13 protein-coding genes and 1 tRNA gene are annotated in these 14,469 nt (G+C 70.4%); 6 read left to right on the top strand and 8 right to left on the bottom strand.

Going from position 1 to position 14,469, the window contains the following annotated elements; all coding sequences use genetic code 11:
* Positions 1-22: 22 nt before the first annotated feature.
* Both BEK98_RS12835 and BEK98_RS12830 read right to left on the bottom strand, forming a co-directional pair.
* Positions 23-2,551 carry an ABC transporter permease gene (locus BEK98_RS12835; RefSeq protein WP_094216605.1) on the bottom strand — a complete coding sequence of 843 codons (2,529 nt, stop codon included), beginning with the start codon at positions 2,549-2,551 and terminating at the stop codon, positions 23-25.
* A complete protein-coding gene (locus tag BEK98_RS12830) occupies positions 2,551-3,321 on the bottom strand; it encodes an ABC transporter ATP-binding protein (protein ID WP_094216604.1) in 771 nt (256 codons plus the stop codon). The genes BEK98_RS12835 and BEK98_RS12830 overlap by 1 nt, the downstream gene beginning before the upstream one ends.
* A 392-nt stretch (positions 3,322-3,713) precedes the next feature.
* On the opposite strand from BEK98_RS12830, the gene BEK98_RS12825 reads away from it, so the two are divergent.
* The 3 genes from BEK98_RS12825 (at position 3,714) to BEK98_RS12815 (ending at position 6,140) form a co-directional block, all read left to right on the top strand.
* Positions 3,714-3,797: transfer RNA gene (locus tag BEK98_RS12825), tRNA-Leu, on the top strand.
* A 159-nt stretch (positions 3,798-3,956) separates the two neighbouring features.
* Complete coding sequence (locus BEK98_RS12820) at positions 3,957-5,132, top strand: 4-hydroxybenzoate 3-monooxygenase (RefSeq protein WP_094216603.1); 1,176 nt, start codon at positions 3,957-3,959, stop codon at positions 5,130-5,132.
* Positions 5,133-5,279: 147 nt separating this feature from the next.
* Positions 5,280-6,140: a Bax inhibitor-1/YccA family protein gene (locus BEK98_RS12815; protein WP_094216602.1), complete on the top strand. Its 861-nt coding sequence runs from the start codon at positions 5,280-5,282 to the stop codon at positions 6,138-6,140.
* A gap of 58 nt (positions 6,141-6,198) precedes the next feature.
* Here BEK98_RS12815 and BEK98_RS12810 read toward each other — a convergent pair whose 3' ends face one another.
* Complete coding sequence (locus tag BEK98_RS12810; protein WP_020940491.1) at positions 6,199-6,429, bottom strand: DUF4287 domain-containing protein; 231 nt, start codon at positions 6,427-6,429, stop codon at positions 6,199-6,201.
* A 99-nt stretch (positions 6,430-6,528) separates the two neighbouring features.
* Between BEK98_RS12810 and BEK98_RS12805 the strand changes: the two genes are divergently transcribed.
* Positions 6,529-6,840 (top strand): hypothetical protein, encoded by a 312-nt coding sequence (locus BEK98_RS12805; RefSeq protein WP_167444148.1) that lies wholly within the window; start codon positions 6,529-6,531, stop codon positions 6,838-6,840.
* A gap of 2 nt (positions 6,841-6,842) precedes the next feature.
* On the opposite strand, the gene BEK98_RS12800 is transcribed toward BEK98_RS12805, so the two are convergent.
* The 3 genes from BEK98_RS12800 to BEK98_RS12790 all read right to left on the bottom strand — a co-directional run bounded on the left by BEK98_RS12800 (position 6,843) and on the right by BEK98_RS12790 (position 10,412).
* Positions 6,843-7,625, bottom strand: coding sequence for a hypothetical protein (locus tag BEK98_RS12800; protein WP_208643097.1), 783 nt, complete (start codon positions 7,623-7,625; stop codon positions 6,843-6,845).
* Positions 7,626-7,923: 298 nt separating this feature from the next.
* Positions 7,924-9,144: an acetyl-CoA C-acetyltransferase gene (locus BEK98_RS12795; protein ID WP_094216599.1), complete on the bottom strand. Its 1,221-nt coding sequence runs from the start codon at positions 9,142-9,144 to the stop codon at positions 7,924-7,926.
* 248 nt (positions 9,145-9,392) lie between these two features.
* Entirely contained in the window at positions 9,393-10,412 is a 1,020-nt protein-coding gene (locus BEK98_RS12790; RefSeq protein ID WP_208643093.1) for an SGNH/GDSL hydrolase family protein, read from the bottom strand.
* Positions 10,413-10,572: 160 nt separating this feature from the next.
* Here BEK98_RS12790 and BEK98_RS12785 point away from each other — a divergent pair, with 160 nt between their 5' ends.
* Positions 10,573-11,964 carry a cystathionine beta-synthase gene (locus BEK98_RS12785; protein WP_094216598.1) on the top strand — a complete coding sequence of 464 codons (1,392 nt, stop codon included), beginning with the start codon at positions 10,573-10,575 and terminating at the stop codon, positions 11,962-11,964.
* Positions 11,965-12,291: 327 nt separating this feature from the next.
* Here the strand turns inward: BEK98_RS12785 and BEK98_RS12780 are convergent, their stop codons facing one another.
* Positions 12,292-13,137, bottom strand: a complete 846-nt coding sequence (locus tag BEK98_RS12780) for a helix-turn-helix transcriptional regulator (protein ID WP_094216597.1) — start codon at positions 13,135-13,137, stop codon at positions 12,292-12,294.
* A gap of 146 nt (positions 13,138-13,283) precedes the next feature.
* Between BEK98_RS12780 and BEK98_RS12775 the strand changes: the two genes are divergently transcribed.
* Entirely contained in the window at positions 13,284-14,045 is a 762-nt protein-coding gene (locus BEK98_RS12775) for an SDR family oxidoreductase (RefSeq protein ID WP_094216596.1), read from the top strand.
* Positions 14,046-14,049: 4 nt separating this feature from the next.
* Here BEK98_RS12775 and BEK98_RS12770 read toward each other — a convergent pair whose 3' ends face one another.
* Positions 14,050-14,469 (bottom strand): hypothetical protein, encoded by a 420-nt coding sequence (locus tag BEK98_RS12770; protein ID WP_094216639.1) that lies wholly within the window; start codon positions 14,467-14,469, stop codon positions 14,050-14,052.

The raw sequence follows: 14,469 nt of genomic DNA, 5'->3' as shown, positions 1-14,469 counted from the left end.
GGGCCCTCGGTCGGTCGTACGGCTACTCGGCCTTGATCGCCGTCAGCATGTTCAGCCGGGCCGCGCGCCGGGCCGGCCACAGCGCGGCCAGGATGCCGACCACCGCCGCCAGCAGCAGGAAGACCGTCATCCTGCCCCAGGGCAGGACCAGTTCGTACGTCGGCATCTTCGTGCCCAGCAACTCACCGGCCGCCCAGCCGAAGAACACGCCCAGACCGATGCCCAGCACGCCGCCGAACAGGGAGATCACCAGGGACTCCAGGCGGACCATCCGCTTGACGGCGGTGCGGTCCAGGCCGATCGCGCGGAGCATGCCGATCTCCTGGGAGCGCTCGAACACCGACATGGCCAGGGTGTTGATGACGCCGAGGACCGCGACGATCACCGCCATCCCGAGCAGGCCGTAGACCATGTTCAGCATCAGCGTGAACATCTGTGCGATGTCGTCGGAGATGTCCTGCTTGTCCTGGACCTTGATCGCCGGGTTGGTGCCGAGCACCTTCTCCAGCCCGTCCTTGGCCGAGGCGGAGACACCGTCCGCCGTCTTGACCATGACCTGCATGTCGGAGGCGTCGCTCAGGTGCGGGGTGAGGACCTTGTTGTCGATCATGATCCCGTTGAGCATGTCGTTGCCCTCGTAGACCCCGGCGACGGTCAGCTGCTGCGCCTTGCCGTCCTCGTAGTGCACGGTGAACCGCGAACCGGCCGTCCAGCCGTAGTCCTTGGCCCGGTCCTGGTCCACGACGACCTGGGAGCCGCCGACCTTGAAGGTGCCGTTGTCCACCTTGAGGTCCGTCAGCTCGCCGATGGCCGAGCCGTTGACGCCGGTCAGGAACTCGGTCCGGCCGTCGATACGGGACTCGGCGTTGCGCAACGGGCTGCTGACGGTGACGTCGGGGTCGGCGGCGATCTTCTTCGCCACGCCGGGCGAGAGCGGGCTGCGGTTGGCCATCGAGACGACGTAGTCCGCGCGGATCGCCGAGCTGGCCATCTTGTCGATGGACGTCTGCAGGCTGCCCGCCATGACCGTCATGCCGGTGATCAGGGTGAGGCCGATCATCAGCGCGGACGCCGTGGCCGCTGTACGGCGCGGGTTGCGCACCGAGTTCTGGCGGGCCAGCTTGCCCGAGACACCGAACACGCGCAGCACCGGGGCGGCGGCCGCGATCAGCGGGCGGGACAGCAGCGGGGTCAGGATGAACACGCCGATGATGAGCAGGACCGCGCCGATGCCCATCGGGGCCTGGCCGTCGGAGCCGTTCATCGAGGTGGCCGCGAGGACCACCGCGACACCGGCCGCCGAGAACAGCGCGCCGAGCGTGTTGCGCAGCACCAGCGACTTGGTGGTCGCCTTGGCGTGCACGCTGCTCATCGCCGCCACCGGCGGGATCTTCGCGGCCCGGCGGCCCGGCAGCCAGGCGGCCAGCACGGTGATGACGACGCCGACCGCGAGGGCGGTCACCACGGTGCCCGGCGTGACCACCAGCGGCCCGTCCGGCATGCTCGCGCCGAAGGAGCCCAGCAGGCTCCGCAGCCCCGCGCCGATGCCGATGCCGGCGACCAGGCCGGTCACACCGGCGACCGTGCCGACCACGAACGCCTCGATCAGCACCGAGCGGGTGACCTGCCGGCGGGAGGCGCCGACCGCCCGCATCAGGGCCAGTTCCCTGGTGCGCTGGGCGACCAGCATGGTGAAGGTGTTGGCGATGATGAACGTGCCGACGAACAGGGAGATACCGGCGAAGACCAGCAGGCCCTGCTTCAGGCCGCTCATCGACGAGGAGATCTGCTGGGCCTGGTCGTCGGCGAGCTGCTTGCCGGTGCTGGTCTCCACCAGCTTCGACGGCAGCGTCTTGTCCAGCGAGGCCTGCAGTGCGGTCTGGCTGGTTCCGGTCGCCGCCTTCACGTCGATCTCGTCGTACGCGCCCTTCTTGCCGAACAGCGCCTGCGCGGTCGGCGTGTCGAACAGGGCGAGGCTGCCGCCCGCGGCCACGTTGCCGTCGTCGGTGGTGAAGACGCCGCTGACGCGCGGGGTGAGGACCGGGCCGTCGACCGAGATGCGCACGGTGTCGCCGACCTTGTAGCCGGCCCGCTCGGCGGTCCTGGAGTCGATCAGGACCTCGTCCCTGCCGCTGGGCGCGTGGCCGCTGACCAGCGGGTAGCGGGCGTCCTTGGTGCCCCAGTAGTTGCCGCCCTCGGACTGCCAGCCGCCGCCGAGCAGCTTGCCGTCCTTGTCGGCGATCGCGGTGAAGCCGGTGACGACGCCGGTGGCGGAGGCGGCGCCCGGGACCTTCGCGGCCTTGTCGAGCAGCGCCTGGGTCAGCTCGGGGGTCTTGCCGACCCGGTTGCCCTTGGAGTCCTGGTACTTGGCGGTGACGGCGACGTCGACCTGGTCGAAGCCCTTGGCGGAGCTGTTCTGGTAGGCGTCGGAGATGGTGTTGGTGAAGACCAGGGTCCCGGACACGAACGCCACGCCGAGCATGACGGCGAGCACGGTCATCAGGAGCCGGGCCTTGTGCGCGAGTACGTTGCGCAGGGCGGTGCGGAACATCAGCTGGTACGGCCCTTCGCGTCGAACTGCTTCATCAGGTCGAGCACGGAGTCGGCCGTGGGGCCGTAGATCTCGTCCACGATCCGCCCGTCCGCGAGGAAGATCACGCGGTCCGCGTAGGCCGCGGCCACCGGGTCGTGGGTCACCATGACCACCGTCTGGCCCAGCTCGCGCACGGAGTTGCGCAGGAAGCCCAGCACCTCGGCGCCGGAGCGGGAGTCGAGGTTTCCGGTCGGCTCGTCACCGAAGATGATCTCGGGCCGGGAGGCCAGCGCACGGGCGACGGCGACCCGCTGCTGCTGGCCGCCGGACAGCTGCGAGGGCCGGTGGCTGAGCCGCCCGGACAGCCCGACCATCTGGATGACCTGGTCCAGCCAGGCCTTGTCGGCCTTCCGGCCCGCGATGTCCATCGGGAGGGTGATGTTCTCCAGCGCGGTCAGCGTGGGCAGCAGGTTGAAGGCCTGGAAGATGAAGCCGATCTTGTCCCGGCGCAACTTGGTGAGCTGCTTGTCCTTCAGGGAGCCCAGCTCGGTCTCGCCGATCCGCACGGACCCCGAGGAGAAGCTGTCCAGGCCCGCCACGCAGTGCATCAGCGTGGACTTGCCGGAACCGGACGGGCCCATGATCGCGGTGAACTCGGCCTGCCGGAAGTCGACGGAGACCCGGTCCAGGGCGACCACCCGGGTCTCGCCCTGCCCATAGATCTTCGACAGCTCCGTGGCGCGGGCGGCCACGGCCGTGGTCCGGCCGGCGGTGGGTGTGGTGGTCACGGGAAGGTGCTCCTGTCGGGACGACGTCAGTTCGTGGGGACTGATTCATCGTCCCGGCCGCCGGCGCCCGTGTAGTCAGTCGCTGTTCCGGTTCCGAGGGGCGACTCCGGTCGGACGGAGCGGGCCCGAGTCATACCTGGGGAGGACGGGCGACCCCGAGACCCACGGTGTCCAGAACCGGACGACCGCCCTCCTTCGGTAGGTGAAATTCCGTCATTCCGCGTACGCGCGCGCCCACGCCACGTCACGCTATTGGCAAGTGCGGATGGCTCGTTCCGTGGGCTGATGCACCCTCAGACGTCAATAAAATAAGACAACATCGGGCCATCCCTTCCGCTGTTCGAGGGATGCGCACCGATAGGCTCGGACACTCGATGCGGAGCCCATGGCCTGCCCGGATGGTGGAATGCAGACACGGCGAGCTTAAACCTCGCTGCCCCTTCGCGGGCGTGCCGGTTCAAGTCCGGCTCCGGGCACTTTCCGCCTCCGACCCCACCCCTCGAACGTCAGCGTGACCGTTGACAGCGGCATGTCCGCGGTCGGAGACTCACGCTCGTAACTGAGTGAAGGAAATTTCACCAGACGAACAGACTGGGTGTCAGACAGACTGTCCGTCAGAGGGAAGGGATCGACCGATGCGTACCACCGTCGGGATCATCGGAGCCGGCCCGGCCGGGCTGCTTCTCGCGCGGCTGCTGCACCGCGCCGGTATCGACTCGGTCGTCCTGGAGAGCCGCGACCGTGCCTACGTGGAGCACCGGCAGCGCGCCGGGATCCTGGAACAGGGCACGGTGGACGTGCTGCGCGCGGCCGGAGCCGGGCAGCGGATGGACCGGGAGGGGCTGCGGCACGACGGGATCGAGCTGCGCTTCGGCCGGCGCCGTCATCGCGTCGACTTCCCCGGGCTGACCGGCGGGCGGTCCGTGACGGTCTACGCCCAGACGGAGGTCTGCAAGGACCTCATCGCCCTCCAGTCGGAGGAGGGCGGCCCGCTGCTGTTCGAGGCGGAGGCCCTGGCCGTCGAGGGCGCGGAGGGCGACCGGCCGCGGATCCCCTTCCGGCACCAGGGGCGCGAGGACGTGCTGGAGTGCGACTACGTCGTCGGCTGCGACGGCTTCTGGGGCGTGGCCAGGAAGGCCTTCCCGGCGGCCGTCTCCCGGGTGTTCGAACGGTCGTACCCCTATGCCTGGCTCGGCATCCTCGCCGACGTCGCCCCCTCGCACGACGAACTGGTCTACGCCCGCCACGACCGCGGCTTCGCCCTGCTGTCCATGCGCTCCCCGTCCGTCTCCCGCCTCTACCTCCAGGTGCCCTCTGGGACCAAGGCCGAGGAGTGGAGCGACGACGAGATCTGGGCCGAACTGGAGCGGCGCTTCGAGACCGACGACGACTGGACCCTGGAACGCGGGCCCATCACCCAGAAGTCCGTCACCCCCATGCGGTCCTTCGTGCACGAGCCGATGCGCCACGGCCGGCTCTTCCTCGCCGGCGACGCCGCCCACATCGTGCCGCCCACGGGCGCCAAAGGGCTGAACCTGGCCGTCGGGGACGTCACGACCTTCGTCCGGGCGCTCGTCCACCAGCGGGAGACCGGCTCCCCCGGCCTCCTCGACGCCTACTCGGCGACCTGCCTGCGCCGCGTCTGGCAGGCCGAGCGGTTCTCCTACGACATGACGACCCTGCTCCACCGGGCCCCGGACGCCACCGACTTCGACGCCCGCCTCCAACTGGCCCGGCTGGAACGGATCGCCTCCTCTCGCGCGGCCGAGACCGACCTAGCCGAGGCCTACACCGGCTTCCCTCTGGACTGACCTCGTCCCTGGCAGGGAATGAGCCTTCCGCTTAGCGTGTTGCGCAGCACAGCGAGGGAAAGATCCTCCCCAGGTATTACGGTCGATCCTTTGCCAATCCATTACCCTTGAGGCCAAGGCCACGCACGGTGGCCATGGAGGAGTGAAATGAGGAGCAGCAACCCGGTCTTCTCGCGACGGGGGTTCAGCCGCGACAACGGCTACGCCGGCTTCAACACCGCAGCGCAGGCCGGGTACGCACAGGGCAACCCGTACGCGCAGAACCCCTACGCGCAGAACCCGTACGCCCGACAGGACGTGCAGTACGGTGCCCCGCCGCAGGCCCCCGCCACCACCGACCGGATGACGATGGACGACGTCGTCATGCGTTCGGCCCTCACGCTCGGCACGGTCGCCGTCGGCGCCGTCCTCGCCTGGGTGCTGCTGCCCGTCTCGGCGACCAGCTACGGCCTCGCCTTCGGCGCGGCGATCATCGCGATGGTCCTGGGCCTGGTGCAGAGCTTCAAGCGCACTCCGTCGCCCGCGCTCATCCTGGGTTACGCCGCCTTCGAGGGCGTCTTCCTGGGCGTCATCAGCGAGATGTACAACAGCCGCTGGAGCGGCGCCCCCTTCCAGGCGGTGCTCGGCACCCTGGCGGTCGCGGGCGCGACCCTGCTCGTCTACAAGGCCGGCTGGATCCGCGTCACCGCCCGCTACGCCCGCATCGGCACGGCCATCGCCATCGCCTTCGTCCTAGTCATGGCGGTCAACCTGCTGCTGGTCGCGTTCGGCGTCGCCGAGAACGGCGGCCTGCGCAGCATGGGCCCGCTCGGCGCGATCGTCGGCATCATCGCCATCGTGCTCGGCGCGTTCTTCCTGACCCTCGACTTCAAGCAGATCGAGGACGGCATCGCCTACGGCGCCCCGCGCAACGAGTCCTGGCTCGCCGCGTTCGGTCTCACCGTGACCCTGGTGTGGATCTACGTGGAGATGCTGCGGCTGGTGGCGATCTTCAGCAACAACGACTAGCCGACACGCCGGTCCTGCGAGAGGGCCCCGGGTTCCGACCCGGGGCCCTCTCGGCGTCTCAGAGCAGCTTGCGGGCTGCCCTCCTCAGGTCGTACTCGTGGACGATCGCCTTCGCGTGGCCGTACGCGAGGTCGTACTCGTGCCGGAGCCAGCTGACCTTCTCCTCGAAGCGGAACAGGGCGGGGCCTTCTTCTACGGTGCGCAGCCAGTCGGAAACCTCACGACCGGTGCAGTGGGGGATGCGGGCGAGCAGATTGCGGTGGGTCTCCTCGGAGAAGAGCTGGGACATCGGCGCCTCCGAACGCAAAGGGGATGTAAGCCGGTCCTTCACGTCACCGTGCCTGAGCGTTCGCGTATTGGCAACAGTGCGGCGCGTTACGCTCGGCGCGTGGTTGATACGACGCCCTTGACACGAGCAGTGGATCACTTCGCCGACAAGTTGAGAGCGGCGCCGCAGAGCAGACTCCAGCGGGGTGCTGCGGCGGAGGCGCTGGCACTGGCCAGGCAGTTGGCTCGGTGGACGCAGAGTGTTGAGGAGCCGGGGGTCGAGCCTCGGGAGATGCCGGATGCGGGGATGTTCGCGGCCGCCGACCAAATTCTGGTGGCCGCGCACGACTTGGCTCTGGTGCTGGAGAGCGAGGATCAGGTCACCGAAGCGGTGGGGTTGGTGGAGGAGGCGCGGAAGAGGGCGGGGGTCTGACGTCAGAGGGACGCTATGACCCGGTCCGCCAGGATGTAGACCGTGTCCGTGCCGCAGGCGAAGGTCAGGGTGTACGCGCCCGAGATGCCCGAACCGCCGAGGAGGTACGGGCTCTCGCCCTCGCGGAGAGCCGCTGCCAGGTGTTCGGCCGTCTCGCGGTGGCCGGGGGTCATGCACAGGGTGGTGCCGTCGGCGAAGACGTAGACGTCGAGGGTGCCGAGCGGGCCCGGGCGGACGTCGGACAGCTCGACCTGGTCGGCGGCCAGCTGCTCCAGCGTGGTCACCGTGCGCTCGTGGTCGTTCACGGCCGGCGACTGCACCGGGACGAAGTCGGGGTGCGAGGGGTGGCGGCGGCGGGCCGCGGCCAGTTCGGGGGAGTCCCCGGCGAACTCGTCGGCCTCGGTGGTCGGCTCGGAGACCGGCTCCAGCGGCTCCAGGCCCACGAAGTCGGTCTGCCGGGGCAGGAACACGTCGCCGTCGGCCAGGCCCAGCAGGGACGGTGCGTCGGAGGCGTCACGGGCCTCCTGGGCGGCCCAGAACGCACGGGCCTCGGCCAACTCCCGCTCCCGCTCCTCGGCGAGCGCCTCGGCCACGGCCGCGCGTATCTCGTCCGTGTCGGTGGTCGTGCGGGCGGCGGGCAGCAGTGCGCCCAGTGCGGCGGCCTGGTTCTCGGCGAGCTGGGCCTGCAGCGCCGTGAGCTGACGGCGCAGCTTCAGCACGGTGCGCAGGACGGCGACGCCCACGGCGCCGGTGGCGGCCGTGGTGAACAGCAGGGCGATCGGCATGGCGCTCACTGACGTACTCCCAGGTTCAAAGTCGACCCCCGACTTCCTACATCAGCTTGAAGGGCGGACTAAGCAGCTGTCAGTGCGTAACGTCACGAAACGGACAGGACTTTCGGCTCGTGGTTTCGCCTGTCATCGCGCTGACCTGCGCTGACCTGCAGCGATACCCCCAGCGAGGGAGATAGGTCACATCCTGGGGGAGATTGGATCACAAATCGGCCCAGAACCCGGGGGTTTTCCGGGTTCTGGGCCGATTCCTGACCTGCCGTACCCGCTCGGCTACCGAGGGTGGATCAGGTCAGCTGAGGCGCTCGATGACCATGGCCATGCCCTGGCCGCCGCCGACGCACATCGTCTCCAGGCCGAACTGCTTGTCGTGCCACTGCAGCGAGTTGATGAGCGTGCCGGTGATGCGGGCGCCGGTCATGCCGAAGGGGTGGCCGACGGCGATGGCGCCGCCGTTGACGTTCAGCTTGTCGATGTCGATGCCGAGGTCACGGTAGGAGGGGATCACCTGGGCGGCGAAGGCCTCGTTGATCTCGACCAGGTCGATGTCGTCGATGGTCAGGCCGGCGCGGCGCAGGGCCTGCTGGGAGGCCTCCACCGGGCCGAGGCCCATGATCTCCGGGGAGAGGCCGGAGACACCGGTCGACACGATGCGGGCGAGCGGGGTGAGGCCCAGCTCGCGGGCCTTGGTGTCGCTCATGATGACGAGGGCGGCGGCGCCGTCGTTGAGCGGGCAGCAGTTGCCGGCCGTGACCAGGCCGTCCGGGCGGAAGACCGGCTTGAGGCCCTGGACGGCCTCCAGGGTGACGCCGGCGCGCGGGCCGTCGTCCTTGCTGACCACCGTGCCGTCGGGGAGGGTCACCGGGGTGATCTCGCGCTCCCAGAAGCCGTTCTTGATGGCCTCTTCGGCGAGGTTCTGCGAGCGGACGCCGAACTCGTCCATCTCCTGGCGGGTCACGCCCTTCCAGCGGGCCAGGTTCTCGGCGGTCTGGCCCATCGAGATGTACGCGTCCGGGACCAGCCCGTCCTCACGCGGGTCGTGCCACGTGGTGCCCTCCTGCTCGGCGACGGCGGCGGTACGGGCCTCGGCCTCGGCGAAGAAGGGGTTGTGCGTGTCGGGGAGGCCGTCGGAGCTGCCCTTGAAGAAACGGGAGACGGTCTCGACGCCGGCCGAGATGAAGACGTCGCCCTCGCCGGCCTTGATGGCGTGCAGGGCCATGCGGGAGGTCTGGAGCGAGGAGGAGCAGTAACGGGTGACCGTACAGCCCGGCAGGTGGTCCATGCCCATCTGTACGGCGACGATCCGGCCGAGGTTGTGGCCCTGCTCGCCGCCGGGGAGGCCGCAGCCGAGCATCAGGTCGTCGATGTCCCTCGGGTCCAGCTCGGGGATCTTGGCGAGCGCCGCCTGGATGATGGTCGCGGTCAGGTCGTCGGGGCGCAGGTCCTTGAGGGAACCCTTGCCGGCGCGGCCGATGGGGGAGCGGGCGGTCGAGACGATGACGGCTTCGGGCATCACGGCTCCAGTGGGCGGTATTTGTTTGGCAGGGCCGCTTGGGAAGTTACCCGTACGTATGGTCCAGGTCACCGGTGTCGCGGTGTGACACTGACCGCAATTTACTAAGCGCTTGCTTGGTCGCGGCGGGGTGGGCCATGGGGTCACCGCCTAGGGGCTCCGCCCCCAGACCCCTGGCCTCGCCTTTCTGCCTACCGAGACGGGTGGGTGGGTGGGAAATGGGGGTCTGGGGGCGGAGCCCCCAGGGGTCAGGTCGAGGGGGTCGCGGGCTCGGCCTCGGGGACGCGGCGGCGGCGCCTGCGCTTGAGCAACGCCCACGGTCCCCGCGGACCCGTCGGCATCGCCGCCGTGACCTCCGTGCCTGCCTCCGCCGCGGCCTCGGCCGCAGCCCGGGCGACCGGGAGGAAGCCCTCGCGGCGGGATACGTCGGGGCGCTCCTCTTCCGCCGGCCACAGGCCCAGCGCCGCACACACCGTGGGCAGTATCGCCATCGCCGCCGTGGCGTACCCCTCCGCGGAGGGGTGGTAGTTGTCCGGCCCGAAGAGTTCCCGGGGGTTCGCCTCGAACTCGGGGCCGAGCAGATCACCCAGCGACACCGTCCGCCCGCCCTGCTCCACCACCCCGATCGTCTGCGCAGCCGCCAGCTGCCGAGAGGCCCGGCGGGCCAGCCACCGCAGCGGCTGCTGCACCGGCTCGATGGTGCCGAGGTCGGGACACGTGCCGACGACCACCTCCGCGCCGGCCGTGCGCAGCCGTCGTACCGCCGCCGACAGGTGCCGTACCGAGCGCGTCGGCGGGATCCGGTGCGTGACGTCGTTCGCGCCGATCATGATCACGCAGACGTCGGGGAGGGGATAAGGGGACGAGAGCACCAGCGCCACCTGGCGGTCCAGGTCGTCCGACTGCGCCCCCGGCAACGCCACGTTCCGCAGCTCCACCGGGCGCTCCGCCACCGCCGACAATCCCGACGCCAGCAGCGCCCCCGGTGTCTGTCCCGCGCGGTGCACACCCTGCCCGGCCGCCGTCGAGTCGCCGAGCATGCTCAGCCTGAGCGGCGGTTCACCGGGCACGTCGTACGAGGTGCCGTAAAAGCCCTCGGCCACCGGCACCCGCCCGCCACTGCCGTTGCCCACGTGGCGCCGGGCCAGCCGTACCTCCGCCAGCAGCAGGCCGACGGCGGCCGCCCCGACGAGCCCGACCCCGCCGCCGCCGTACGCCGCTCCGGCCGCGATACGCCGGGCCACCCTCGCCCTCGACATGCTCGTCATGCGTCGCCGCCACCTCCTCGTAGCCGTACACCCACTCCTTGCCCCGTACAGCCCGTGCGCCAATCTCAACGAGGAGTGAACGCCCGTCCCACGCCACTCAGGGGCCTTAGGCTGGCGGAACCACTACGACCACTCTTTTTGCAAGCAACCGGAGACAACGGTGCAATTCCACGACTCGATGATCAGCCTCGTCGGCAACACCCCGCTGGTGAAGCTCAACAGCGTGACCAAGGGCATCCAGGCCACCGTCCTGGCCAAGGTGGAGTACTTCAACCCGGGCGGCTCCGTGAAGGACCGCATCGCCCTGCGCATGATCGAGGCGGCCGAGCAGAGCGGCGAGCTCAAGCCGGGCGGGACCATTGTGGAGCCGACCAGCGGCAACACCGGCGTCGGTCTCGCCATCGTGGCCCAGCAGAAGGGCTACAAGTGCATCTTCGTGTGCCCCGACAAGGTGAGCACCGACAAGATCAACGTGCTGCGGGCGTACGGGGCGGAGGTCGTGGTCTGCCCGACCGCCGTGGCTCCTGAGCACCCGGACTCCTACTACAACGTCTCCGACCGGCTGGTGCGCGAGACCCCCGGCGCCTGGAAGCCCGACCAGTACTCCAACCCCAACAACCCGCTCTCGCACTATCACTCGACCGGCCCCGAGCTGTGGGAGCAGACCGAGGGGAAGATCACCCACTTCGTGGCGGGCGTGGGCACCGGCGGCACCATCTCCGGCACCGGCCGCTACCTGAAGGACGCCAGCGACGGCAAGGTGAAGGTCATCGGCGCCGACCCGGAGGGGTCCGTGTACTCCGGCGGCTCCGGGCGCCCGTACCTCGTCGAGGGCGTGGGCGAGGACTTCTGGCCCACCGCCTACGACCGGACCGTGGCCGACGAGATCGTCGCCGTGTCCGACAAGGACTCCTTCCAGATGACCCGGCGCCTTGCCAAGGAGGAGGGCCTGCTGGTGGGCGGCTCCTGCGGCATGGCCGTCGTGGCCGCGCTGGAGGTCGCCGAGCGGCTGGGCCCGGACGACGTCGTCGTCGTGCTGCTGCCCGACAGCGGGCGCGGCTACCTCAGCAAGATCTTCAACGACGAGTGGATGGCCGACTACGGCTTCCTGGAGGACGAGGGCCCCAGCGCCCGCGTCGCCGACGTCCTCAACGACAAGGAGGGCGGCTCCATCCCGTCCCTGGTGCACATGCACCCGGAGGAGACGGTCGGTCAGGCCATCGAGGTGCTGCGCGAGTACGGCGTCTCGCAGATGCCGGTCGTCAAGCCGGGCGCCGGTCACCCGGACGTGATGGCCGCCGAGGTCGTCGGGTCGGTCGTGGAGCGGGAGCTGCTGGACGCCCTGTTCAACAAGCGGGCCTCGCTGGACGACCCGCTGGAGAAGCACATGTGCTCCCCGCTGCCCCAGGTCGGCTCCGGCGAGCCGGTCGGCGACCTGATGTCGGTGCTGGGTTCGGCGGACGCGGCGATCGTCCTGGTCGAGGGCAAGCCGACCGGAGTGGTCAGCCGGCAGGACCTGCTGGCCTTCCTGGCCAAGGGCGGGAACAAGTAGCAAACCTGCGGTGAACTGCCCGTGGCGGCGGCGAACTTGCGGTGACCTCGGCCGATCCAGCCGTTCCGGAAGTGGTACGAGCGTGTCACGTGCGCGCAGCACCCGCTTAACACGGGTCAGGCAGATTAGTGGGTGTCGGCAGGGCGGGAGCGGCTCCCCGCCCCGGCCGACGCCGAACGGCGCCAAGGACCTCCGGAGCGGCTCCCGGACCTCCATGGACGCCTAGGACGCGCAAGCCAGGCCCTGACCCGGCCCGCGTCCCTCGCGGGGACCGCCGTCGTCCCGCCCCCCGGTAACGGGGGTGCGGCGGTCCCCGCGCTATCTCTTTCAGCGGGCGGTGCTCGTCTCCCAACTGCCCAGCAGGGCCAGGCGTTCCGCCGTCTCCGAACCCGGTTCCGGTGTGTACACCACGATCGTCTGGTCCGGGTCGTCCGGGACCGTCAGGGTCTCGTACGGGAGGGTCAGCAGGCCCGCCACCGGGTGGAGCACCTTCTTCACGCCGTACGCGCACTCCTTGACCTGGTGGTCCGCCCACAGGCGGCGGAAGTCCTCGCTCTTCAGGGAGAGTTCGCCGACCAGCGCGCACAGCTCGGGGTCGTCGGCGTAACGGCCCGCGCCGAGGCGCAGGTTCGCCACGGTCTGGGCGGCCACCGCGGCCCACTCGGGGTACAGCTCCCGGGCCGCGGGGTCGAAGAAGACCTGGCGGGGGACGTTCCGCTCGCCCGGTGCCCGGCGGCTGAAGCCGTTGACCGCGTCGCCGAGCGCGTTCCACGCCAGCACGTCCATCCGGCGGCCCAGCACGAAGGCCGGGCTGCGTTCCATGCCGTCCAGCAGCGTCTGGATGCCGGGGCGCACTTGGGGCGTGCTCGGCCGCTTCGTCCGCTGCCGGCGCGGGCGGGCCACCGTGCGCAGATAGGCGTGCTCGGTCCCGTCCAGCCGCAGCACCCGCGCGATCGCGTCCAGCACGGCGTCCGAGACGCTCGGGCCCCGGCCCTGCTCCAGGCGGATGTAGTAGTCCACGCTCACACCCGCGAGCTGTGCGACCTCCTCGCGGCGCAGGCCCGGTACGCGGCGCCGCCCGTGCGCGGGCAGCCCCACCTCCTCGGGCCGGATGCGGGCACGGCGCGAGCGCAGGAAGTCGCCCACTTCTCCTTCGTTCCAGTCCCCGTTCATGGGCTCGATCGTAGGCCCGGCGGCGGTCCCCCAACCTGGTACTGGCAGACCCAGGAAAAGCGCATCCCTGGGTACGGCCGCCGGACCGGGCGAGGGTGGTGTCGGCCGCCGGGGAGAAGCCCCGGCACTCACCAGGGGGAACACCCATGTCGTACGAGAACCTGTCCGGCCGTACCGCCGTCGTCACCGGGGCCGCCAGCGGCATCGGCGAGGCCGTCGCGCGCCAACTGGCCGCGCAGGGCGCCCGGGTGGCGCTGTTCGCCCGGCGCGCGGACCGGCTGGAGACCGTCGCCGGGAAGATCCGGGCCGAGGGCGGCGAGGCGCTGGTGGTGGCCGCCGACGTCACCGACGACGCGTCGGTCGAGGCCGCCCGGGACCTGGTCCACGTGGCCTACGGTCCCGTCGACCTGGTCGTCAACAACGCCGGTGTGATGCTGCCGAACCCCGTCGACGACGGCCGGCTCGACGAGTGGCAGCGCATGCTCGACACCAACGTGACCGGCGTGCTGCGGGTCATCCGCGCCTTCACCGCCGACCTGGTGGCCGCGGCCGCCGAGGGCCGCACCGCCGACCTGGTGAACGTGTCGTCCATCGGCGCCCACGTCACCTTCCCCAACTACGCGGTGTACGGGGCCACGAAGGCCGCCGTCACCTACCTCTCGCAGTCCCTGCGCTCCGAGTTCGGGCCGCGGGACGTGCGGGTCACCAACGTCGAGCCGGGGCTCACGGAGACCGAGCTGAAGGCACACATCGACAGCTCCGAGCTGTCGGGGCAGCTGGACGGCATGCTCGACGCGGTCGGGAGCCTGTCGGCCGCGGAGGTCGCGGACGTCGTCGCCTACGCCACCAGCCGCCCCCGGCACGTCAACCTGCGCCAGATCATGGTGCTGCCGACGCGGCAGGCGTGAAACCTCAGTCCTCCCGGGAGGCCCGGCGCCCGGTGAGGATCTCCGGGTTGGCCCGTACCGCCTGGGCCGCGTTGACGCCGACGATGCCGACCCAGGTGGCCACCACCCCGGACATGCCCGCGAAGGCGCCGCCGATCGCGGACAGCGGGATCGCCAGCACCAGGGAGACGACGGCGAAGCCGTAGCGCTCGGCCCAGGAGCCGGCGCCCTTCGGCCGCCGGGCACCGCGCGCGTCCGCCATCCGCTGCTCGGCCAGGTGCCGGCGCACCCGGCGGTCCACCACGTCGTCGATCCGCTGGTCGACCTTCTCCAGGAAGGACTCGACGAGTGCCGAGTCGTACTCCTCGCCCAGTTCCCGGCGTGCCCGGACGGTGGCGTCCAGGTCCTTCTTGAGGTCGACGTCCCGTGCGTCCAGTGCGCTCAT

Source organism: Streptomyces diastatochromogenes (genome assembly GCF_002242805.1).
GTDB classification, from domain to species: Bacteria; Actinomycetota; Actinomycetes; order Streptomycetales; family Streptomycetaceae; genus Streptomyces; species Streptomyces diastatochromogenes.
The sequence above is the reverse complement of the archived record's forward strand: the minus strand, read 5'-3'. Positions and strand labels throughout refer to the sequence as shown.